This window comes from Paenibacillus illinoisensis NBRC 15959 (genome assembly GCF_004000925.1).
GTDB classification, from domain to species: Bacteria; Bacillota; Bacilli; order Paenibacillales; family Paenibacillaceae; genus Paenibacillus; species Paenibacillus illinoisensis.
The window spans coordinates 617133-640602 of sequence record NZ_BIME01000001.1 but is presented as its reverse complement, the minus strand read 5'-3'; the positions used below and the strand labels follow the sequence as shown (position 1 = coordinate 640602).

The 23470-nt window shown below is 48.2% G+C and carries 22 protein-coding genes; 12 read left to right on the top strand and 10 right to left on the bottom strand.

The window, feature by feature from the left end; translation table 11 throughout:
* Positions 1-92: 92 nt before the first annotated feature.
* A complete protein-coding gene (locus PIL01S_RS02620; RefSeq protein ID WP_095358485.1) occupies positions 93-500 on the bottom strand; it encodes a hypothetical protein in 408 nt (135 codons plus the stop codon).
* A gap of 121 nt (positions 501-621) precedes the next feature.
* Between PIL01S_RS02620 and PIL01S_RS02615 the strand changes: the two genes are divergently transcribed.
* Complete coding sequence (locus PIL01S_RS02615) at positions 622-966, top strand: hypothetical protein (protein ID WP_127536138.1); 345 nt, start codon at positions 622-624, stop codon at positions 964-966.
* 125 nt (positions 967-1091) lie between these two features.
* Here the strand turns inward: PIL01S_RS02615 and PIL01S_RS02610 are convergent, their stop codons facing one another.
* The 7 genes from PIL01S_RS02610 to PIL01S_RS02580 all read right to left on the bottom strand — a co-directional run bounded on the left by PIL01S_RS02610 (position 1092) and on the right by PIL01S_RS02580 (position 10835).
* On the bottom strand, positions 1092-2738 hold the full coding sequence (locus tag PIL01S_RS02610) for an MGH1-like glycoside hydrolase domain-containing protein (protein ID WP_127536137.1): 1647 nt from the start codon (positions 2736-2738) through the stop codon (positions 1092-1094).
* A 32-nt stretch (positions 2739-2770) separates the two neighbouring features.
* Positions 2771-4087: an ABC transporter substrate-binding protein gene (locus tag PIL01S_RS02605; protein ID WP_127536136.1), complete on the bottom strand. Its 1317-nt coding sequence runs from the start codon at positions 4085-4087 to the stop codon at positions 2771-2773.
* A gap of 42 nt (positions 4088-4129) precedes the next feature.
* Positions 4130-4969 (bottom strand): carbohydrate ABC transporter permease, encoded by an 840-nt coding sequence (locus PIL01S_RS02600; RefSeq protein ID WP_127536135.1) that lies wholly within the window; start codon positions 4967-4969, stop codon positions 4130-4132.
* A 5-nt stretch (positions 4970-4974) separates the two neighbouring features.
* On the bottom strand, positions 4975-5889 hold the full coding sequence (locus tag PIL01S_RS02595) for a carbohydrate ABC transporter permease (RefSeq protein WP_127536134.1): 915 nt from the start codon (positions 5887-5889) through the stop codon (positions 4975-4977).
* Positions 5890-6015: 126 nt separating this feature from the next.
* Positions 6016-7617: a response regulator transcription factor gene (locus PIL01S_RS02590; protein WP_127536133.1), complete on the bottom strand. Its 1602-nt coding sequence runs from the start codon at positions 7615-7617 to the stop codon at positions 6016-6018.
* Complete coding sequence (locus PIL01S_RS02585; RefSeq protein ID WP_127536132.1) at positions 7595-9412, bottom strand: cache domain-containing sensor histidine kinase; 1818 nt, start codon at positions 9410-9412, stop codon at positions 7595-7597. Before PIL01S_RS02585 ends, PIL01S_RS02590 begins: the two co-directional genes overlap by 23 nt.
* Positions 9413-9545: 133 nt before the next feature.
* Positions 9546-10835 carry a Gfo/Idh/MocA family oxidoreductase gene (locus PIL01S_RS02580; protein WP_127536131.1) on the bottom strand — a complete coding sequence of 430 codons (1290 nt, stop codon included), beginning with the start codon at positions 10833-10835 and terminating at the stop codon, positions 9546-9548.
* 125 nt (positions 10836-10960) lie between these two features.
* Between PIL01S_RS02580 and PIL01S_RS02575 the strand changes: the two genes are divergently transcribed.
* Positions 10961-11833, top strand: coding sequence for an AraC family transcriptional regulator (locus tag PIL01S_RS02575; RefSeq protein ID WP_127536130.1), 873 nt, complete (start codon positions 10961-10963; stop codon positions 11831-11833).
* 135 nt (positions 11834-11968) lie between these two features.
* On the opposite strand, the gene PIL01S_RS02570 is transcribed toward PIL01S_RS02575, so the two are convergent.
* The gene (locus tag PIL01S_RS02570) at positions 11969-12913 is read right to left on the bottom strand and encodes a glycoside hydrolase family protein (RefSeq protein ID WP_127536129.1); all 945 of its coding nucleotides are present in this window, start codon (positions 12911-12913) and stop codon (positions 11969-11971) included.
* A gap of 371 nt (positions 12914-13284) precedes the next feature.
* Between PIL01S_RS02570 and PIL01S_RS02565 the strand changes: the two genes are divergently transcribed.
* The 10 genes from PIL01S_RS02565 to PIL01S_RS02520 all read left to right on the top strand — a co-directional run bounded on the left by PIL01S_RS02565 (position 13285) and on the right by PIL01S_RS02520 (position 22914).
* On the top strand, positions 13285-13731 hold the full coding sequence (locus PIL01S_RS02565) for a RidA family protein (protein ID WP_127536128.1): 447 nt from the start codon (positions 13285-13287) through the stop codon (positions 13729-13731).
* A 6-nt stretch (positions 13732-13737) separates the two neighbouring features.
* Positions 13738-14328: a GNAT family N-acetyltransferase gene (locus tag PIL01S_RS02560; RefSeq protein WP_174818657.1), complete on the top strand. Its 591-nt coding sequence runs from the start codon at positions 13738-13740 to the stop codon at positions 14326-14328.
* 17 nt (positions 14329-14345) lie between these two features.
* Positions 14346-15161, top strand: a complete 816-nt coding sequence (locus tag PIL01S_RS02555) for an aminoglycoside phosphotransferase family protein (RefSeq protein WP_127536127.1) — start codon at positions 14346-14348, stop codon at positions 15159-15161.
* A gap of 30 nt (positions 15162-15191) precedes the next feature.
* On the top strand, positions 15192-17372 hold the full coding sequence (locus PIL01S_RS02550; protein ID WP_127536126.1) for a class I SAM-dependent methyltransferase: 2181 nt from the start codon (positions 15192-15194) through the stop codon (positions 17370-17372).
* Entirely contained in the window at positions 17369-17962 is a 594-nt protein-coding gene (locus tag PIL01S_RS02545) for a histidine phosphatase family protein (RefSeq protein ID WP_127536125.1), read from the top strand. The genes PIL01S_RS02550 and PIL01S_RS02545 overlap by 4 nt, the downstream gene beginning before the upstream one ends.
* On the top strand, positions 17959-18645 hold the full coding sequence (locus PIL01S_RS02540; protein WP_127536124.1) for a 3'-5' exonuclease: 687 nt from the start codon (positions 17959-17961) through the stop codon (positions 18643-18645). Before PIL01S_RS02545 ends, PIL01S_RS02540 begins: the two co-directional genes overlap by 4 nt.
* The gene (locus tag PIL01S_RS02535; protein WP_127536123.1) at positions 18645-19022 is read left to right on the top strand and encodes a hypothetical protein; all 378 of its coding nucleotides are present in this window, start codon (positions 18645-18647) and stop codon (positions 19020-19022) included. Before PIL01S_RS02540 ends, PIL01S_RS02535 begins: the two co-directional genes overlap by 1 nt.
* 174 nt (positions 19023-19196) lie before the next feature.
* Positions 19197-20204 (top strand): ABC transporter substrate-binding protein, encoded by a 1008-nt coding sequence (locus PIL01S_RS02530; RefSeq protein ID WP_127536122.1) that lies wholly within the window; start codon positions 19197-19199, stop codon positions 20202-20204.
* A gap of 115 nt (positions 20205-20319) precedes the next feature.
* Entirely contained in the window at positions 20320-21978 is a 1659-nt protein-coding gene (locus tag PIL01S_RS02525) for a helix-turn-helix domain-containing protein (RefSeq protein WP_246058071.1), read from the top strand.
* A gap of 24 nt (positions 21979-22002) precedes the next feature.
* Positions 22003-22914: a GNAT family N-acetyltransferase gene (locus PIL01S_RS02520; protein ID WP_127536121.1), complete on the top strand. Its 912-nt coding sequence runs from the start codon at positions 22003-22005 to the stop codon at positions 22912-22914.
* A gap of 106 nt (positions 22915-23020) precedes the next feature.
* Here PIL01S_RS02520 and PIL01S_RS02515 read toward each other — a convergent pair whose 3' ends face one another.
* On the bottom strand, positions 23021-23398 hold the full coding sequence (locus PIL01S_RS02515; RefSeq protein ID WP_127536120.1) for a VOC family protein: 378 nt from the start codon (positions 23396-23398) through the stop codon (positions 23021-23023).
* Positions 23399-23470: the final 72 nt, after the last annotated feature.

Here is a 23470-nt window from a genome sequence, read left to right as displayed (position 1 = left end):
CACCGTTTTTGGCGTGAAGCGCTAAGCAGGCAAATCGATACAGGTTGCGTTATAATGAAATGGGCCGTATGGATTAGAGGGGACAGCGCGGATTAACGTGTCTGCTTTTTCTTTTTGATTGTTGGACGATGGATGGATTCGATCTGACTCAGGGGAAACAGGATGCGGGAAGGGAATTTGCCGGTTCCCTGCAGCTCCAGATAATCAAGTCCCACGCCAACCAGCCGGATATTTCGAAAAGCATTTTTGGATGGGAACACGGTGCGAATGCCTACTCGAACACCTCGGCGTGTCTGATGTGTATCAAACACACGGATGGACAACAGGCTGAGCGGAATAAACAATTGTCGATTTACTTTGATAAAATGGCGAGAATACACCCGTTTGATCCGGCCTGGTTCAAGTCCTGACCGCGGTGTATTGAGCTCGGCCAGATGTCCCTGCAGCTCCGCCAGACGCTGTTGCAGCGTTTTGCCTGTATGGAGATGATGCCACTTCATAAGTCATCCTCCGTTCTCCGTTTATACCTACTATATGAACGGATCAGGTCAGGTGGTGAGCAATTGCCTGCCCATGTTTTATCGTATTGGCCCATTATTTAAGATATAGGGAGTGATTCCAATGAACGTTGAACTGAATAAAGATTTGGTCAAGGATGACCGCGGAAATTACTATATTGCGGTGCACAAGGAAGGGAAAGAGTTAACACTCGTCAATGCGTTTGTGGAGTCATCCTTTACCCCGGAATTCATATACAATGAAGAGTTTCGTAATCGACACAAGGAGAACGAGGGCGGGTTTGTAGGCAAAATTGCAATGGACCTGCTGCGGCATGACGTGGTCATGGGATTAAAAGAAATTGATCGCAAACTGCTGGATTTGTCGGAAGTAGAGCAGGAATACAACGTAAGCTTCATTGATACGATTGAGTTTTATCGCCACCCGTCGTGGCAGCGAAAAGCTTGAGTGAGTCTGTTTCTCTGTAGCATTATAAACCGGGAGAAATGGACACACTCTCCTCGGTAATGGACATGCTTTGGACAAGCAAAGGCGCAGGTGCATGGAGACTTCTCTGCACTTGCGCCTTTTTACTATTGATAGCTTGGATAGATCATGCCAATATCCCGGACGGTTTGCAAACCATCCCCAGTGAAGCACTGCATCTCATTTCCTTTAATTCGAATCGGAAGGGACTTCCCCTGATAAGTAAGCTCGCCCTCAATCGTTCGCACGCTCATTCCAATGATACTTTCCAGCCTTCCATCACGATCGGTGATCACCCGGATTCCAGCCGGAGCTTGAATATGAATGCTGCCTTTTCGATAGACCACCATTTGATCTGGAGTGTTCACCAGTTCAAACGGTTGCCCGTCAACCGTTCGGCTGTACGCTGTACTCCGGGCAACTTCTTCGCCATGATCCATGGCTGGGGGAAGAAGTCCGGTAAACCACAGCTGGTCTGAACCGACAGGCAAAATGCCGGATAACCTTTCCACAAAATCAAGTAGACACAGGATGGCTGGGGAGTAGGTATCCGTGAAGCCTTCTTCACCGGTCCATGGACTAAGGGTTTGAGCAAAACGCTTCGCTCTGGATAACGCAGCCAGAATCGGATTCAGCACCCATGTCAATTCCACATAGCGATGGTGATGTTCGAAGGCATGGGGAGCCCGAATGAGGCTCAGAAAATTAGACGGCCCACCCCAGCTGTTATAGGTGGATGAAGGGTCGAACCGGGGATCATCCATGGCCAGGGACGTAAATGGATATCGGGCAAAAAACTTGCTTGTATTGAGCAGATATCTTTGCAGCAGCTGGTCGAACAAATGATGATCACCCACCTCACAGGCCAGCACGCGCAGCAGCACATCCGATTGAACTCGAACAAACTTGTCATTGCGATCACGATCATAAAAGAACTGATCCTCTTCGTCATAACAGTAGCGAAAGAGTCGGTCCAGACTGAATTCAGCTTTTGCTTTCCATTCCTGACCCGATTCGCCAAGTTCCTCTGCCATACGGGACATATACATACGCTGGCAATAGATATTGGCGGTTAAATCCGGTGCCAGGAACGGCAATATCGGAGAATCCGGATGGTATGCACCGGGATCATTCTGGTAAGGCGTATCCGGCACATGCCAGAACCTGGGTGATAGATCATGTCCGGTGTCAAATGTACTGAAAGCCTCTACACATCCGGTTCCCCGGGTATCCCGGTGCTTCGCAATCCATTCGTCATAACGTGTCATGGCTGTATACATCGTACTCAGGAAACTCCGGTCCTTACCGTGAAGCTGATAGTGATTCCATACACTTCGTGCAAGCGGAGTAACCAATTGAATCTGACGGAAGGAGGGACCAGTCTCTGTCAGTTTGTAAGGCAGTAATCCATCCTCCCGCTGATGAGCTGCGAAGCTTAGATAGGTTGCTCGGGAAACGGAAGGAAGCAGGCGGGAGAGCAGTTCTGCGTTAATCGTGCCCGTGCTCTCCAGCCAGCAGCCGAGATAAATGCCTCCTTCCTGGAGAACAGGATCTCCGCTTCTCATGGGAACGATGCAGGCCAGCAGCTTCTCTACTGCTGCATAATAAGCCTGTTCCAGACCTCCGCCCGAAGCGGCAAAACGGACTCCCGATTCCTGCCACTCTTGCAAGATAGCTGCGTCTTCCGGCTTACTGGGCTGAACAAGGTTTGGAATGGACATCTGGCGCAGCCGGTTCAATAGTGCTTCTGCCATGTTCGCCTCCTAATGGGATGTGATGGTTATTGCTATTGGTTGGATTCAAAAATCCGGAGCGTACCGCTGTAGAAGCTGGATACCGCCTCCTCGACACTTTTGCGTCCAAATCCAATTTCCTGGGTTGTCGTCTGAGCCAGCTTGGAGAATTCCGCAAAACCAGGAGGGTTATAACTTACGTCAAAAGGCTCCGTTTTGGTGGCTTCAGATACAAAATTGGTATAGTCATAAACGAGTTCTTCAACGGCTCCGGCTTCTTCCTGAAGAAGATTCCGATTGGTTTCCGTAACAGGGACGCCGCGGTCATTGCCAAGAATTCGGGCCGCATCCGGATCATTGATCCAGAAGTCCATCAGCATGGCAACCTCTTTGGGATGTTTGGTATTCGCATAGCCAGACAATCCCTGACTGGATTCAAATACCACGCCAGTACCTTTGGGTCCGCGCGGAACCGGATGCAGAATGAGCGGATCCTCCGTCAAGCTCTGGAATGCAGCGAGCTGGTTGGACGGAAGCAGGGTCATGGCCGCTTTGCCTGTAATCAGCAGCGATTTGCTCGTGTCATCATGCGGATTGGAGACCTGCAATTCAGGTGTGACTACACCACCGTCGGCCGATGCCTTTTCCCAGTATTGAAACCATTCGAGAATGTCCTCCTGTGCAAAACCCAACGTACCGTTGGTCATGTCATACAGCTGTTTGCCACGCTGCTTCAGGTAGATATCCATCCCGTCCACCGTAAAGTTATACGTTCCAAATATGCCATCGCCGAGCTTGTCAGAGAGCTCCTTGCTGATTGCGGCATAATCTTCCCAGGTCCAGTCCGTCTCAGGCAGAGGGATGCCTGCTTTTTCGAACAACGCCTTGTTGATTACAATTCCACGTGCATTGGCACCGGCTGAAATATGCTGAAGCTTCCCGTCAAGACGACCGTATTCCACCATGGTGGTATCCATGCCGTCCAGGTTCAGTTCATTTCCGACATATGGATCGAGGTTGAGCAATACATCCTTTTTGGCATAATCGACCACATTGCCACCCAGGAAGAATACATCGGGTGCCGTTCCTGATGCCAGCTGTGTATTCAATTTGTCAAAATATCCGGAGGAAGGGGCGAATTCACCTACAATTTTGATGTCCGGATGTTTTTCCTGAAAGACTTGAAGAGCTTCGTTTGTAATATCTGCCCGTTTCTGATCACCCCACCACATCATGCGCAGTTCGACCTGGCCGTTTGATTCGTTACCTTGATCCGTATTACCGCCAGCACCCGTATGATCCGTACCCGAGCAGGCTGTTGCAAATAGCAGGAGTGAGGCGGCCATTCCCATCATGAGTCGCTTAAACATCGTTCATCCTCCTAACGAATATGGTGATTGCGAAAATAGAACTTACTTCAGACCGGTAGTAGCAATGCCTTCGAGAAAATAGCGCTGAAATACCAAAAAGATGATCGTTACAGGGAGCAGGGATAACGTGGACATGGCAAGCAATGCTCCCCAATCGGATTGTCCTGATGGATCAAACAGGGAACGTATGCCCAGCTGTACGGTGAACAGATCGATCTTGCTTAGGTAAATCATCTGGCTGAAGAAATCATCCCAGCTCCAGATAAAGGTGAAGATTGCCGTTGTGATCAATGCAGGAACAAGGAGAGGCACCACGATTCGGAAAAAAATCTGCGACTGTCCGCACCCGTCAATCGTTGCGCTCTCGTCGAGCTCCCGCGGAATACCGCGGATAAATTGCACCATAAGCAGAATGAAGAAGGAGTCCTGTGCCAGCCATTTAGGCAAAATAAGCGGGAAATACGTATTGATCCACTGCAGCTCGTTATACAGAATATATTGAGGTACAAGCGTTACATGGTAAGGCAGCATAATCGTGACCAGCATGATGCTGAACCACAGCGTTTTTAACTTGAAGCGGAGTCTGGAAAAAGCATAGGCAGCGAGCGAACAGGAGATAACATTTCCCAGAACGCTCATGACCGAGATGAGTGCCGAATTGCCGAAGAATCGGCCGAAGGAAACGCCCTGTAATCCTTTCCAGCCATTCACGTAATGATCCAGTGTGAAGCTGGTTGGAATCAGACTGCTGTTCGTAAAGATTAGATGGTTAGGTTTGAACGAACTGAAGATCAGCCATAACACGGGGTACAGCATCAGCAGACCAAGGAGAACAATGACCGTGTGTCTCCCGGTTTGAATGAGCTTTCGTTTGAACGGCATATGCATTACCTCCCCTCCTGATTGTCGCCATAGAATACCCAGAACCTGGATGTGAGAAAGACGATAGCTGTGAATATACCGATAATGACCAACATGATCCAGGCGAGTGCCGAGGCGTAACCCATATCAAAGAACGAGAAGCCTTTCAGATACAAATACAGGGTGTAGAACATGGTGGCATCAAGTGGGCCTCCGCGACCATCACCGATGACATATGCCGGAGTGAAGGCCTGGAAGGAATTGATCATGCTCATGATCAGGTTGAAAAAAATGACCGGTGACAGCATGGGCAGCGTGATGCGGAAAAATTGACGCAGCTTGCTCGCACCGTCCACATCCGACGCTTCGTAAAGGTCGGCTGGAATCTGCTTCAGACCAGCGAGGAAGATCACCATCGCCGAACCGAATTGCCACACGGATAAGGTCACTATGGTATAAATGACATAGTCGGGATGTGCAATCCAGGAAGGTCCCGCTATGCCGAACCAGTTCAGGAATTGATTGACGAGTCCGTTACCGTCAAAAATTTGGCGCCATACGATGGCGATGGCAACACTTCCTCCCAAAAGGGAAGGGATGTAATACACGGTTCGATAAATACCGAGGCCGCGAATGCCTTTGTTTAGCGCCATCGCTATCAGCAGCGCAAAGGCGAGGCGGAGCGGGACGGACAAGAATACATAAAAGAAGGTCAGTCCAAGCGATCTGCGAAATGTATCGTCTTCACTGAAGATTTGCACATAGTTGCTGAGCCCCGTCCACGTCGGCGGTGATAACAGATTGAATTTGGTCATGGATAAGTACAGCGATGCAGCCATTGGCCCTAGCGTTAGACAGAACAGTCCGATCAGCCAAGGCAACAGGAACAAGTAGGCTGTCTTATTTTGCTGGCCATATAAGGGCGTGGACATTTTTTTCATGATTTGCCTCCCTTCAGGCTAAGAGTGGTTGAACATTCACAATTCCAATAACTGAATCCGCTTACATGATAAGCGATGAACGTCCTGATAACCTCATCTTACCTGGGAGCCGATGCGGCCGGAATCTCATTTCTTCGGATTCTCATTAGTGATTTTTTCGGATTGAAGCACCCGGTACTCGGAAGGACTCATGTGGTGCACCTTTTTGAAGCGGGCGCTGAAATAGCTCGGGGAAGAGAAGCCTGTAAGCTCAGTGATATCCCATACACTCAATTGAGTTTCCTTCAGTAAGCGTGTTGCGTGTTTCATCCGGGTTTCCGTCAAATATTGAATAAATGAGATGCCTGCACCTTCCTTGAACATTTCAGAGAAATAGGAAGGGTGATAGTTAAATTGCTCTGCGATGGAGGTGAGCGTAATTTCCTGCATGTAGTTTTCATCGATATAACATTTCGCTGATTCGATCATGGTTGCTTCTGTGGTCTCGGATGGCTGCTGCCCGTCTACAAAATCCTGTGCCCATTGCATCAGCAGCCGTTCTGCTTGTTCGGGAGTCTCCAGCCACAGTACCCATTCAGGAGAGATCCAGCGAGATGGTGTGCCATAAGCATGTCGCATGTAGTCCATGGCGGCAGACTCCATCAGCAGTGAAATTTGCAATAGACAGCGGATTAAACGGGAAGTAGATCTGTGAAAGGCATCGTCCAGCTCTTTTCGAATCATGCTGCGAAAGGAATCCAGGTCCCCTCGGAGAAGACATCGATGCATGGCGCGGTTGATCTCCTCGGGAATCAGTGGACTGTGATCAGTTACCTCTGTTGTCTGAGCGTACCCAGACTGGCGTCCGGCCAGGTTCCATGCCAGCAGGGAGTGGACGTACCCTTCCTTCCAGCGTTCGAGTCCAGCCACCGTCAGCCCAATTCCAATCTGCATTTCCATTGTCAGATAGGACATGATCTGTATGCGGAGCCTTTCCACGAATTCATGCTGCATTCCGTCCAAGATCATGAAATGCATGATTCCAGGATGAGCTGTGTCCTGAAATACAAGTGCAGTTCCCGTATAAGATTCAGCAATCTCGTGACAGACCATTTGGAATGGGAGATGCATGTCCTCCGGAATCCGGATTTCGGAAGCAGGAGCATGGTTTGTTTCCCGCAAACCTGCAGTCAGGAAGCAGACCTCGGAATGCTGCCATTCTTCCAGATGAAATAATCGGATTCGTTCAGGCAGTGAAGAAGGAGGGAGCTTGTTACCTTTGACGAGATCCATAATAAAGTGTGTTTTCATCTGTTGATAGTATTGGGACAGGCGCCATTGGATCCTTTCGGATTCATCCCGAGCCTTGCGTTTCTTATCCAGCTCCTCCTTGATTTTGATCAAAGCCGCTTTCAATTCTCCCCTGGTTACCGGCTTTAATAAGTAGTCCATGGCATGATTACGAACACCGGCTCTGGCATATTGGAAGTCCTCATATCCCGTGATGATCATGATTTCGATGGATGGATTGTGGGTTCTACAGATGTCGAGCAGCTGCACTCCATCCATGACCGGCATATTCATATCAGTCAGGAGCAAGTCATAGTGTCCCGATTGGAGCAACCGAGCGGCTTCCACTCCGTTTGCGGCCTCTCCTGAGATGGCAAAGCCCATTCCACTCCAGTCGGCTTTCAGCTTCAGGCCTTCACGGACCTCAATCTCATCATCAGCGATCAATACGTTGTACATGTTTTTCCTCCTGTACGGGTAGAACCAGTTCAATACAAGTGCCCTGGGTATCCCCGTTCGTTATATGAATGGCAAAGAGGGAACCGTAATGCAGCCGGCACCGGGCAACCACATTGCCAAGTCCGATATGCCAGCTTGAATGGCGAAGCATCGGTTCGAGTTGTGCTGTACCGGTCTCAGGATCCTGCAGTCTGGAGATGATGTCCAGAGGCATCCCCGGACCATTGTCCTTAATCTGGAGGTGCAGGCGTTCCTTGTTCCTGCAGATTCGAATACGCACCCGAGCAGTCGTTTGATGTTGAAAACTGTATTTGACTGCATTCTCGATCAGCGGCTGCAGAATAAACTTGACCAAGACAAGGTGATCCAGCCTGCCCGATTCTTGGGTGGAAATATCGAGCTTGGGTCCGAAGCGGGTTTGAAGAATGGAGATGTAGTGGCGGACGTAGGTGAGTTCCTCAGCCAGTGGCACACGATCATCATTCGTATGCATGGAGTACCTCATCATTTTCCCAAGATCCTCAATGACCTGCACAGTTTCGTCCGTTCGCCGCTGCATCGCGAGACTGCTGACCAGTTCCAGCGTGTTGAACATAAAATGCGGATTGATCTGCATGAGGAGAGCCTTATACTCCGCCTGCTGTCGAAGCAGCTTCAGCTCAAATTCATTCTGGATATGCTGTCTGAGGCGGATGATCATGTAGCGAAATGTAGATATCACATAACTAATCTCGCTCTTCACATTCTGGTCTGGGGGAAGCAGGGATTCGGCCTGATCAAACGCACCCCGCTGTACCTGTCTCATTGCCAGAACCAGGCGGGTTAAGGGCTTGGTTACGCCGTAGGACAGCCAGGCCGCAGCACACAGGGACACCAGGATTACGGCAATTGTCACCACGAATGTTGTCGTCTGGAGTTTATGCAGAGAGGAATACATCTCTTTTTCCGGTGCCAGACCTACCAGCGTCCAGCCTGTGCGCCCAAGTTTTTTGTATACCATCATGTCTCGCCCGCCCACATCATTGGTCAGGTATTCAACACCTGATTTTGGTGTGCGGTTTCGAATATGTTCGATGTCGGATAGAGTTCCGGTCCCAAGCTCATGTGCTTGTTGGGAGAGGAGGGGCAACCCTTGTTCATTTAGCAGAAAAATGGTGCTGTTCTTGGCCAGATGAATCCGGCTGAGGGGTTCGAGAAAATAGGACTCGCTTACATTGACCTTCATGACATTCCGCGCTGTAGCATGATGGAAGGTACCCAGAGGCATAAGCAGGCTGACCACCGGGTTGCCATGGTCCCTGACCCTTTCATGAACGTCGGTATGTGCAGCGAGCCACCTGTCACCGGATGTGAAGAAGTTCGTATACCATGGTTCTTGCAAAAACGAAGGATTGTTAACGACCTGATTTTCGCCGCCAATCCGAAGCCCGTTCAGCCGATAGATGGACACATCCGAAATGCTGGTATAGCTGTTCGTTGCCTGCGTCAGAAAGCGGCTCATGGCGAGGTTAGCCAGCATTTTCTCTCCCTCGGACAGTTGTGGATCACTCATGGCATTATCCCAGTTTTTCGCCATATCGCTATTGAAGACGAGAGAGGCTACATCATAAATTTGCATTTGTACCATATCGATGTAAGAGCCGTATTCCTCCATTTTCTCGAGAGCAGAGGATTCGATATAGGAACGGATTACAGCCCGGGACTCCGCAAACAACAGGAAGGAGAGCGTGCCGAACGAGAGGACGAACAGGACAAGAATTAAGGCAATTAATCGGCTTTTTAATGAAAAGAACATCCATTTCCTCCTTCAACTTGGTGATTAATCAATGTTCGCTTTTGGTTCTTAAGAAGAGATTGCAAATGGAAAAAAGACCGCGTAAATACGCAGCCTTGAATCATGACCGTTGTAGGATCAACTTTCCATCAAATTAAAACTGAACCAGGTTCTTAATGTGGACCGGCATCCCGGTTGAAATTGCACGATTGGCTGCAATACCGGTCAGGATCGATCTTGCTCCATCAATATGGTTGGCAGCACGGGCATACGGATCTTCTGCAGGCTCGCCGAACAGATCATTAAGCAGAACGGGGTCTCCACCGCCATGGCCGCCTTTTTTCTCTTCGACTTGCACTTCATATGGAGCATCGAACATGGGCAGCACACGAAGGGTTTTTCCGATCAGGGCACCTTCGAGACTTTTGTCCCCGAGTGAATTGACATAGGACTGTTCAACGATGGACATCTCGATCCGGCCTTTGGTGCCGTTAATGGCTATACGGTATCCTTCCCACGGCTGATAGGCGACAAGCGAATACGTCAAAATGGCTTTGTTCTGATACTGGACGAGCACGCCCATCGTATCCTCAATGTTAATGCCATCCCCGAATACGCTCTGATCGCGCTGGTAGCCGTCCTCGGGCTCCGCATCCAGGTACATCGCTTTGAGGTGAGCATCCGAATCCAGATGGAGGGCAAACGGATCTTCCTGAGCGAGCGGATTGCCCGTTGCGCGGTTATAAAATTGGGTAACGCCTCGTTCTTCAGCATTTTCACGCCCATAATACATGAGATCGCCGAAGGCAAAGACCGTTTCGGGCTGGGAGCCAATCCAGAAATTGACGAGATCAAAATGATGGGTGGATTTATGAACGAGTAAGCCGCCGCTGTTACGTTTGTCGCGGTGCCAGCGACGGAAGTAGTCTGCACCGTGCCGGGTATTAAGCAGCCATTCAAAATGAACGGAGGTTACTTTACCGATGGTATCGTTCATGATCAGCTCACGAATCTTGGTATGATGGGGAGCATATCGGTAGTTGAAGGTAACGCGGATATTTCGCCCGGTTCGTTTGGCAGCATCGAGGATATCCTGGCATTTGTGCTCATCGATGGTCATGGGTTTCTCGGTCACGACGTCACATCCAAGCTCCATCGCTCGAATAATGTACTTGTGATGCGTACGGTCAACGCTGGTCACAATGACGGCATCGGGTTTCTCGTTCTCAATCATCTGGTCAAACTGGTCTGCTGTATAGGTAGGAACCTCCTTGTATTGATATCGTTCTCTCAGCAGTTGATTCGCATAATTCATCCGCGTTTGATTAATATCACAAAAAGCTGCAAGCTCGGATTGTTCACGGAAATTTTTCGCTAGTGCTCCATAAAAAAATTCTGCACGGCCACCGGTGCCGACCAGTACATAGCGTTTTTTGCTACCCATATCTATCGCCTCCTTGAATATAGCTCTAGCCTATAACAAGGGAATACTTCTTTCGCCGCATTTTTTGCGTAATCGCTTTCAAACCCCGCTTATTTTGCTATAATCCTTGAAAAGGGGGCTGCTTCATGTCACAGCCGTTTCGAGCGGATTACCACGATTCCACCGGATATTTGGATATTGAATATGATCGCAGGGTGGGCTATTATTCCATGACCGCGGATCATCTCCACGATCATTATGAGCTTTATTATCTCCTGAAGGGGGAAAGAATCTATTTTATTAAAGACCGTTCCTACCATGTCAAAGCAGGGGATTTTGTATTCGTTGACCGAAATGCAGTACATAAGACGCTGGAAAGCGGAAGGCCTGATCATGAACGAATTGTGTTGTACCTGAAGCAGGAGCTTTTTAAAGAAATGAGTATTGCCCCTGCGTTGATGGAGGGATTAAAGGAGCCCTTTGAATGGGAAGTTCCGATGTTAAGGTTTCCATCACCTATTAGCGAAACCATAGAACGGATCATTCATGAAATGATCGATGAGATGATTCAGCCTAAGGCTGGAAGCAGCCTGCTGCTGCGCCACCGCTCCATTGAATTGCTGCTGATCGCGTATCGCAATCAGGAGCAGGGGAGGGTATATCCAGTAGAGAGCGAGCCGGTCCTTCATCCCAAGACACAAGCCGTTGTTCGCTACTTGAATGATAATTATCGGAACCCTCTTACCCTGCCAGAAGTTGCGGCAGAATTTCGAATCAGTCCGCATTACCTCAGTCGATTGTTTAAACAAACCACGGGTTTTACCTTCATTGATTATTTGAATTTGCTTCGCGTGAAGGAAGCGCAGCGACTGCTGCGCGAGAGCGAGGATTCCATTACGGAGATCGCCTGGCGGGCAGGCTTCAGCAACTTTTCTCATTTTGGCAAAGTGTTCAAGCGAACCGTACAGATGTCTCCACGAACATACAGGCAGGGGGATGGGAAGTCGCGTCCATCATAATCGATGCAGCGATTACAGGATCATGCACTGATCATACAAAAGGACCTGATTAAGCCTGCAGCAGCAGGAACTTGTTCAGGTCTTTTCGGGTTTGTTTCACAATATAAAGGATGCTAATCATCTACCTCATGTGGTTCAAACAGAAATATGACTTTCTTCCGTCTCTGGACGTAGCTGTAATTGCAGCTCTTCATCCCGATTACAGACCATAACCCCATCCACAACATCCAGGCGTGCAGCTTGAATGGAGGAACGACGAGCAGGCTCACTGGCATGATCTACTCCTTCAATGCGATCGGGATGGGTGAAGTAGAAAATATAAGCTGTATCATCCTGGACCACTACATCTGCATGCAAACCGATAACGCCATCGTCTTCACGTGTCCCCGGCTGATCGAGAATCATGCTGTTCCATACCCAATTCTCCAGATCATCCGATTGGTATACAGCCTGTCCTCTCCATTCATCCACGATCATCCAGTAGCTGTTATGAAAGCGAAAAACGTTGGGACCTTCGTGGGCGCGACCTGTAATGACGGGACCGATAACATCCCAATGGTAAAGATCTGTGCTGTCTGCGGCATAGGTATGAGAAGCGTTAGTCTCATCCTTGTACCACATCCGAAAACGACCATCTGGCAGCGGATAAATACAGGCATCAATGACACGGTCCGAGCTGAGCTCCAGTTTGCCATGATATGTCCAGGTCAGCAGATCGGGGCTTGTGTAATGCAATATGTGGCGGTCATGATCCGGCCAGTCATGGGGCACGCCTTGAATATAACTGACATACATGTGATACGTGTTATCATGCCAGAAAATTTCCGGCGCCCAGAACGTATTATGTCCCCATTCATGTTCCAAACCGGTTAACGTACCACGATAGGTCCACGTCTGTCCTCCATCGGACGATGAGGCAACGCCGAGATCCGTGCCATGAACCCAGGCAAATTTCGGTCCTCCTGCGGTAGCTCTGCGGTTGGTGTAGATCATCCACCAGGTCTGTTCAGCGCGGTTCCATACAACGACCGGATCAGCGGCTCCATCGAAGATGGGATCACGAAATAAGGGTGCATTCAAGATAACGTCCTCCTTTGAGTAAACAGATCATTGCTGTACTTGTTTGTAACTATCGTAATAGAGAATGACAGGAATTACAATATAACGTTTTCAAAAGATCAGAATTAATATAAGAGCTAATCCTGAAGTGGGGATTGCATCTTAGAAGCGTTTTTGGATGATCCGATGATCTGATAAACTATAAGTAGCGGGATTAGAGCATAACGTTACTTCATCAAAGTGACATTCATAGAAAACGAAAGGTTAGAGTTCATCATGTTCAAAGCGAATCATTGCTTAAGCGTAAGATCGAGCGTATATTAATGTTTATCCAAAATAGTAATATATTGATAGATTTACGTTTGGATATCTGTCTCTTGGGAGGGGAAGCGATGATAGCAGCGAGATTGAATGAACTGGAGATTATTTTGCCTGAGGCAAGCGCTCCAGCTGCGAAGTATGCCAATGCAGTTATTGTAAATGGGTTAATGTATGTATCAGGGAAAGGTCCGGATACGGTGGAGCGTGGCAAATTGGGAGAGGACTTCACGACCGAACAGGGATACGAATTTGCCCGAAATGCCGGGATTGAGGTGCTCGCTGTGGTCCAGGATGTGCTGGGTTCACTGGACCTGGTGAAACGTGTGGTCAAAGTCCAGGGTTTTGTTAACGCGTCGGCTTCCTATCAGGAACACCACAAGGTGTTGAACGGGTTTTCAGATCTAATGATGGATGTATTTGAGGAAAAGGGCGTGCATGCACGTTCGGTTTTTGGAGCTGTTTCCGTCCGGGATAATCTCCCCCTTATTGTGGACTCGATATTCCAGGTAGAGGAGTAGGACGATATGTCTAACATGGAACCAATAAATCCAATTATGATATCTTTTCCCGAGCGCTTCGACACAGCTCGTCTCACGATCCGAGCTCCGGAGTGGGAAGATGGCGCAGAAGTCAACGAGGCTATTCGGGAGAGTGTTGAGCAGCTGCGGCCATGGCTGCCATTTGCCGAAAAGGTACCTTCGCTTGAGGAATCCGAAGCACATGTCCGCAAAGCCAGATTACAGTTTTTGGAGCGGACAGATCTCGTTCTTCATTTGCGAGATAAGCAAACTGATGATTTTGTAGGCAGCAGCGGCCTGCATCGTATCGATTGGAATGCACGCTGCTTCGAGATCGGCTACTGGATCAGATCGTCGCGTGCAGGTGAAGGATTAATGACGGAAGCTGTCCGGGGAATTGAACAATTTGCAATAACATATCTGAACGCTAACCGTCTGGAGATTCGCTGTGATTCTCGGAATGTACGCAGTGCCAAGGTCGCTGAGCGTGCAGGTTACACCCTGGAAGGCATACTGCGAAGTATGCGCCGGGACAGTACCGGTACCCTGGTCGATGTCATGGTGTTTAGCAAAATCAGGGGCAAGGAATTCGAATAAACGCTGGAGGCTAAAGTATGAAGCTTATTGGTCAAGGTCGAACTGCGGACATCTACGCCCACGCTTCCGATCAAATTTTGAAGCTGTATCATCGTAACTTTCCGCTTGAAGCCATCCAGAATGAATTCAGAATTACACAGCTGTTAAATGATAAGAAACTACCCGTGCCTCAGGCACGAAAAATTATGGTTGAAGGAGATCGTACAGGTATTGTATTTGAACGGATCGAAGGTCATACGATATTCTCCATGATGTTCCACCAGTCTTCAAGCCTTCAAGAACTGGTACATCAGCTGGCTGCCTGTCATCAGGAGCTTCATGCCCAAAGTGATGATGGGAGAGTCCTGCCTTCACAGAAGCAGGTTTTGTCAGGGGCGATTCAGAGAACACAGCTACTGTCTGCAGAGGATAAAGCCAGGATACTTGATTATCTCACCAGTCTCCCTGAGCGAATAAAGATCTGTCACGGTGATTATCATCCCGATAATATCATGATGAACGAGAAGAAGAACGCCTACAATGTTATCGATTGGATGACAGGCATGTCGGGCGATCCTGCAGGAGATGTGGCACGCAGTTGGGTCATCTTAACGAGCGCATCGCTGCCGGAGGATGCTGATCCTGCGATACGATTGGGGTTTGAAAGGTCTCGTGATACGATAGTGGACGGGTACATCAACCATTACATGCGTCTATCAGGCGTAACCTGGCAGGAGATCGAACGATGGATTCTGCCCGTTGCAGCTGCTCGCCTGGAAGAGAGTTTGCCGGGGAATGAAGCAGAAAGGGTGCTGAAACTTGTGGAGGATCGATTGAACCGTCTAGACAGATGAATTGAACTAAATAACGAGGTGAATGTCAACATGCTGCACTCATTAGAAGCCATACATTCTTATAGAACAGGCAACATCCCAGAGGATAAGCAGCAATTATGGCTGCAGCTGCTGGCGGCGGCCGAGCAGCCCCATATTAATCTTGAACGCATTTATTCCATGGCTGACCTTGAGAGAACCAATCCCGTTCTGGACTACGTCGAGCGGACCTTGCACGTCCTGGATCAGCTGAACGTCTCCTTTTGGGTACGAGAGGTCGTGGAGGAAGTACTGGTCTGGTCGGAGACAGCCAAGGCCGGCTCAGTGCAGCAAAGGAAGGCATGGCAGCGCGCAGGGGTGAACCTGTTTGTACACAATAGGGGTTCTGCACAGTTATACAGGGAGTATGTTATTAATCGCAGTAAAGGAAACATCGGTAATGACGATAAAGCTGTGGTTGAGGTCAATGAAGAGAATCCAATTCAGAAGAATGAAGCTACGCCAAGACAGGAAATGATCTATGCTCTCATTGGAACGCATGGACTGATTGGACAATACATACGCGGGGAGATACCCTTTGCCGAGAATGCTCCGCTGCATGCTTTTATCACTCATGGCTGGCTGACAGCTGAAGAATTGCACACGGTTCTGATGGCGCTTAACCAGTGCATCATTGCTGGTGTTGATCCGAAGCTATGGCGGCAGGTTAAAGCGGAAGTAGAGCGAATGGTTGGGTGGATTATCAGCGAACCGAATCATGCAGACTGGCCTTTGAAGGAACGTTTATCCCGGCTCCGAAGCTCGTCCATTCGCGAAGGCGAGGCCCTGGATGAGGCGTACGCTAAACTGCAAACAGAGCTTGATGTAGACAACATGCTGGCTCCTCTGTCTCGTCGTACATTGTGGTATGTGGAATCCGCCCTGCAGGATTTTTCCCTGCAGGAAATGGTGAAAGTGTTCCTTCTCACCCTGCATAGTGAAGGCATGGTTCAAAGGGAATCGAATTCAGATGATGTACGTCATATCAGTTTCGAACCGTTAATGAATACGATGTATTACGACTATAAAGGTGTCAAAAAGCTGAACATCTACAAAAAACGAATGATTGAAAAGTACCTTGAGCAATGGTCATGGAAGCAGATTGAAGAGGAACAGTCGGTCGTTTATCCGCACTTGACCCATCGCGTAGTACGTCAACCGGATCTGCCGGATACGGTTTTTGTGACCTTTGAGTTCTCGCCGGCGGCCGAGAAGCTAATTGCGTTCTGTATTGAAGCCGAGAAATCACCGCTATATGAGAAGGCCGTATTGCTGCTCTTCGATTTGTTCGGACTGCGGCGTGATGCGTATGACCGGTTCCATAATGAAGAGACGTATTTAGCGGACATGAACAGCTCGGGGGATTATAAAAAACTGCTGCTGGACTACATCGTTGGCAAGCGTGTACTCGATATCGGTCCAGGTGGCGGAGTTCTGCTGGATCTTATTGAGCAGGAGAAGCCGGAAGTGGAGCCGATAGGCATTGATATTTCTGCCAATGTCATCGAAGCGCTGGAGCGCAAGAAACAGCGAGAAGGTCACCGCTGGCAGGTCATGAAGGGGGACGCCTTGAGGCTGGATCAATACGTACAGCCAGGCACCGTGGATACGGTAATCTTTTCGTCTATTCTGCATGAATTGTACTCCTATATAGAGCGGGATGGACGGAGATTTAACACGGATACGGTTGTCGCAGCACTTCAAAGTTCGTTTCATGTTCTGTCGCCGGGTGGAAGAATATTAATCCGTGATGGCATTATGACAGAGCCTCAAGAGCAGAATAGACGGATTCGGTTTTTGGAGCCGGATGGTATGCAGTGGCTGGAACGATATGCTCAGGACTTCCAGGGCCGGAAGATTACGTTTGAACGTGTTGCTGAGAATGAGGCGGTTCTTAACATTAATGATGCCATGGAATTCCTGTATACGTATACGTGGGGCGAAGAAGCTTACGTTCACGAGATTCAGGAACAGTTCGGCATCTTTACGCCATCGGCTTACGAGAACTGTATTCGTGAAGCACTTGGTGAGCAGGCAGAGATTATTAAGCTGGAGCATTTTCTTCAGGAAGGATATACCGAGGCACTTGAGGGACGCATTGTGTTCATGAAGGAAGACGGACAGCCTGCACCCTTGCCAGACAGTACTTGCCTCCTTGTGATTGAGAAGAAGAAGGGACTGGCTGACGGATGAGTAAAGAGTCCAGAACCATCTTGTATTTTGTGCGGCATGCAAAATCCGCTTATGTGGAAGGACAGGAACGAGAGCGAGGACTCACAGAGCGTGGGTGTGGAGATGCAGCGATTGTTGCAGAAGTTCTCAGTCAGGAGAAGATTCAATGGTATTATTCCAGTCCGTACCGGCGAGCGGTTGATACCATTCAGGAACTGGCTGACAGGTCGAGCGCCCCTGTGTTTATGGAGGAAGATTTGCGTGAGCGCCAATTATCCGATGAACGTGTAAAGCATGCCAATTTTCTTGAATCCAAACGGCGATTATACCTTGCGCCTTCCTTTGCATACCCTGGCGGAGAGTCGGGGGAGCAGGCAGGTGCACGAGCGGTAGCCGTAATTGAGCGAATTCTGGACACACACGCTGGACAAAAAGTAGTGATTGGCACACATGGAGATGTGATGACCCTTATATTCCAACACTATGATACGTCCTACGGTTATGAGTTCTGGAAGAGCACGACGATGCCGGATATCTATAAACTGGAGTTTAATATGGAGCATGAATTGGAAGGGGTCACCCGTCTGTGGCAAGGGGGAGAGAACATATGAAAATCACATTTAACCCTGATCATTATGTAATCGACGATCTGCATGTCCCTAAGCTGCATGAGCATCTGTACTGCATATTTGATCTGGAGGGAACAGGCATTCTTCCGGATCGGGAGAGCATAACCCAATTCGGCGCGATGGAATACAAACGTGGAGAGGTTGGCCAATCAACATTCTCCACGCTGTCACGAGCTAGCAAACCGATACCGGATGCTGTAGCAGAGTTAACGGGCATATCGAATGCAGATATGATGTCTGCTCCTGCGTTTGTTGAAGCCTATCGTTCATTTTCCAGGTTTATCGGGGAGAAGATTCTCGTAACCCATGCTGGATATGAATATGATCTGCCTATACTGAAGCGTCACTGCGAGCAATTTGGCGTGAAGATGTTTAGCAATAAGGTGCTGGATACAAAAGCGATGTTCACGTATATTCATCCTGAAGTGCGTGAAGTTATATCTACGGATTTTTTGATTCAGTATTATAACATCAATACAGACGGCATTCGAAGGCACGATGCCTTGGCGGATTGCGGCGTCATAGCTCGCATACTTGATCACCTTCTGCGGGAGTATGAGAAGAGAGGGCTGGATAATTTTACAGCCGATCCGACCCGCAGCATACGAAGATTCAAAATACCTGAAATGTACAGCAGCATCACAGAAGATGGAGGGAATACCTAATGAATAGAAGAGAGGCGGAGAAGCTTCTTAAAGAACTTAATGAAGGCAGGCTCATTACTAATGAGATGTTTCAAGGGCTGGATATCGACAGCTACCTGGACAAGCGCGATGATTCGGTTTTTGCAGATGAATGGATGACGGCATACCAGACGTGGGTACAAGATGCTGATTCTATAGCGGAAGATGAACTGCTTCGTGCATCGAGGGAACAGGCATTCAAACAGACGCTGCACCATACAGGGCATCCCGAATTGGCTGGTTATGTGAGTGATGATATTGGCCTTATTGGGGCTGCAATGCTGCAGGGTGAGAGTGAGCATTCCTTCGTAGGTCAATTGCTTGAGAGTTACCATAACGGAAAACTGCCTCTGCTCTAGCAGGGGCAAGGGTGGCCTGTAGCTTTCGTTTGTATAAAAAATTGGATTCAAATGTGTATTGTGAGTGCGGTAAGGCATAAGGTACAATTCACCTTAGACATTAATTGAGAATGATAATCATTGTAGATAAGCATTCTCTTTAATACAGCTGATTACATAGGGGTGGAGAGTAGCATGGCAACTTTTAGTAAAGGGATTAAAGGTTGGGGAATTACAGTTCTGGTCCTCGCAGTTTTCATAGCGGGATGCAGTTCGAATTCCGGAGCATCGGAGGAACAGGCTCAGTCGCCAGTAACGGAGAATACAACTGCAGGCAGCGGCAATTCTTCCGAGTCGAGCCAAGAAGCAGAAACACGTGTGGTACAGGATGAATTCGGAGATGTAACGATTCCGGTACATCCGCAGCGTATAGCCGGGATCTATGTGGAAGATTACCTGAAGGCTCTGGATATCACACCTGTAGTGCAGTGGTATAATCCGATGTGGGGTGTACAGGAATATCTGGATCTGGATGTGCCTCAATTTGACAACACAGGCAGCATTGAAGCTTTATTGCAATATGATCCGGATCTCATCATAGTGGATGGTGGAGTGGACATGGAGCAATATGAGATGTATTCAAAGGTGGCACCGACGTATCGCCTGCCAGAAGACATTTTGCAGGATTCCAATCAGATCTTGACGACCATTGCCGATGTTGTAGGTGAACCGGACAAGGGTAAAGAAGTTGTTGCGGCATATGAGGCCAAGATTGCAGACGCTAAGGCGAAGCTTCAGGAAGCGGTTGGGGGTGAGACTGTAGCGGTTGTCCGACTGAATATCAGCGATAATACACTGGCATTGTTCGGTATTAAAAATCGATTTACCGGATTTATCTATTCGGAGCTTGGTTTAACGCCGCATCCACTGGTAAGCAAGATGGAAGAATATCAGGAAATCCTTTCTGAAGAGGCTGTTCCAGAGCTTGATGCGGACCATATTATTGTGTTTCCATCCAATGGAGACTGGTCTTCTCCCGAGAACAAGGAAGCTTTGAAGGTGCTGGATAGCAAGTTGTGGAAATCCCTTCCTGCAGTCAAAAGCAATCAGGTCTACAAGATGGAAAGGTCGTATTGGCAATCAGGGGCAATCACAGCAAACTCAATGAAAATGGATGATCTTCTGGAGAAAATGACGCCATAACGAACATCGATAGGGTAATGTATACAAGAAAGTTCTTCAACCAGGGTTGAAGAGCTTTCTTTTTTCGTTTAGACTAAATTAAATGATAACTATTCTCAATTAAGGACGATGACGAATGTCTCATACCATAGAACAGATTCTTCCCATGCCCTGGCTGTGTTCACTTCATCATATTCAATACGTTCAAAACTCCGTTTTGGAACCTTACAATGGTTTAGAATGCACATCGTCGAAGGGCCATTCAATCGTTGTAGTAACCCAAGGACAGGGAGAACTGGTTTCGCAAGATGTCGTCTTCAAGTTAAAAAAAGGGACGATTCTTTTTTTCGCTTCCGGTATACCCGTCTTACCCCTGCAAACTGGAGATGGTTCAGAATCCAAGCTGCATTATTATAAGCTTGATCTGACCGCTGGTGAGACAAGCAAGATTGGATCCACCACTCCACTCGAAGAGACAAATCCTGCTTTTCCGCAGTCGCAAGTCATCACGGAATCATCATCGCCTATTGAGTTGTCCTACACCCCCTGGAGCTCTTGTCTGGATATATTGGATCAACTGTTACAGCAGCAGGCGACAGAGGATTGGCTGAAACAATGGAACTGGCAGCTTCGTTTCCAGGAATGGTTTCGGATGCTGCTTCTGCAAAATGATTCGAGCCATGCTTCCATGGATTATCGAACTCGCTTACAACAATCCATTCGCTATATCCGTGATCATTATAACCAGCCCATTACGGTGGATGATCTGGCGGCAGGTATCCGGCTTACCAGGTCCAGCTATACGCGACAATTCAAGGAGATGACCGGCAAGCTTCCTCTGGATTATGTGAATTCGATTCGCTTGGAACGTTCCAAACAACTGCTGCAGCAGACAGATGATCGGCTGCACGATATTGCCCAAAGTGTCGGATTCAGTAACGAGTACTATTTTAGTCGTCGGTTTAAGCAATATGCAGGCATCTCACCGGGAGTATACAGACGTCATTATCGTCAGGACGTGCGAGTATTTGCACCATATTTGGAGGATTTTGTGCTAGCGCTTGGCGTGGAGCCTGTGCTTCAATACGCTCACCATTTGTGGGGCAGACAGGATTATTTGGGGATGGATGATGTTCCTGAATTCGATGTGTCCCATCAGGATGCGATGTTCCAAGAGAGCCATAAGCCGGACTTTATTATGCTGAACGATGGCTATAAGCGGTGGAATCTGGACCGTTTCGAGCAGGTTGCACCTACTTTTTATGTACATCATAGAGGAGAGGACTGGCGCTCCATATTGAGGTCGACGGCGGATGTATTGGGAAAAGGAAATCGGGTTAGGGACGTCGTAGGTTCATATGAAGAAAAGGCTCGTGAGGCCAAGGCTCGACTAACACGATCTGCGCAAGGAAAAACGGTAGCTTTCTTGCGGATCACTGCCTCTGAGATTGTGTTGTACGGTGTACAGCAGGGTTATGTGGGACCTGTGATGTATCAGGATTTGGGTTTAACGCCACACCCTCTGGTGCAGCAATGGGCACTGAAAGAACGTAGAATTAGCATAAGCGTTGATCAATTGAAGCTATTGCAGGCGGATTATTTATTTATTACATTTGACTGTCTGGATTCTGTAATGATCGGAGATGAACGGAAGCTGCTGGACAGCAGGGAATGGAGACAGCTTTCAGCAGTAAGAAACGGATGTGTATACGAAGTGGATTTTCTAACTTGGATGAATTACGGGGTTATCTCCCATGGGAAGAAAATCGATGATATCCTGCGTGTGTTGGCTTAGACTACCTTTGGAAGGAGAGCAGTCATGGAACGTAATATTACTCAGAATATGGATAAGTCAGTGATCGCTAAATTTATTGCGGAGTTGAATCAGCACCATAAGCATCATATTGGGTATTGCGGCAAGGATGCGCTTGAAATTGAGCAGGCAATGATGGATGCTTTCGGTGATCAACCAGACCAGTGGATTAGTACCCTGAATGAGGATGGGCAGCTGACAGGAGTGCTTGGGATGGATACAGATACGGATATGGGGACTGCTGAATTGTGGGGGCCATTTATTCAGTGTGCTCCAGAGCATTGGCAAGAATTAGCATCTTATTTGTGGGAGCAGGGAATGAACAAATTAGCAGAAAACCGGATTCATATCCAGAAAGTTTACGGATTTTATAATGAACATCATGCCAATGCCATCACGTTCATGAAGGACAAGGGAGCTAAGCTCAAGAGCAGGCAGGTTATTTTGCATAATCGCTCATTGAATAAAGTAAGCCTGGATCAGGGTGAAAATTACAGGATTCAGACCATGACTCCAGATCAGTATCCATCTTTTATCCAGTTACATGATTCCACCTTTACCGGTACGTATTACGATGGTGAAACACTCATTCAGCGCTCAGGCAAGCAGCACCATCATTTATACGCTCTGTCTGGCTCGGAAGGGGAGATTCATGGATATGTCTACGCCGAGGCTGATCCGGAATTTGGTGAGGGAAATATTGAATATATTGCCGTGAATCCGGATTACTTCAGGCAGGGACTGGGTTCGCTTTTACTGAACAAGGTGTTATATGAGCTGAATCAGGAGAGCCAAGTGAGTGAAATCCGTTTATGTGTAGATGAAATGAATTCTGGAGCACTATCGTTATACCGTAAAGCCGGCTTCGAAACGGAGCATGTGCTGGAGCTTTATCAATTAGATCATATGTATGAATAACAGTTAAAAAGGCGGCTGACTCTTTGTCAGACGCCTTTATTGTGTAAATACGAAGGGAAATCGAGCGCTCGCCTAAGAGTGGAGCACAGAGCCATATTCCACGAATCTAGGCTCTTTCCATGACAGCGAAGTAGTTGTTTTCATCATCTGCAAAGTTGAAGACTCTCCCACCCGGAATCGTAACCAGTTCACCTAACGTAACCTGCTTGCTGGCCAAGTCTGCATAGAGCCCATCGAGATCTTTGGTGAAAAACATGAGCGAAGGTGTGCCCAGATTTAACTCAGGAGACATTTTGGCTACGAATTCCTTGTCGTGAAGGATAATGGTTGTCTCGGCACCTTCTTCAGGAGCAATTTCAACCCAGCGCATACCCTCGCCGTTGACTTCGGAGACCACGTGAAAGCCTGCTTTTTCTGTCCAAAATTGAAGGGCCTTGTCCTGATCGTTGACATACAACATGATTTGACCAACTTTGCTAAACAATGTTACTCACTCCCCAGTTATCGTATTGATCCAACCTTGAAATGCTAGGATTCGCCATTCTTAAGTTCATTC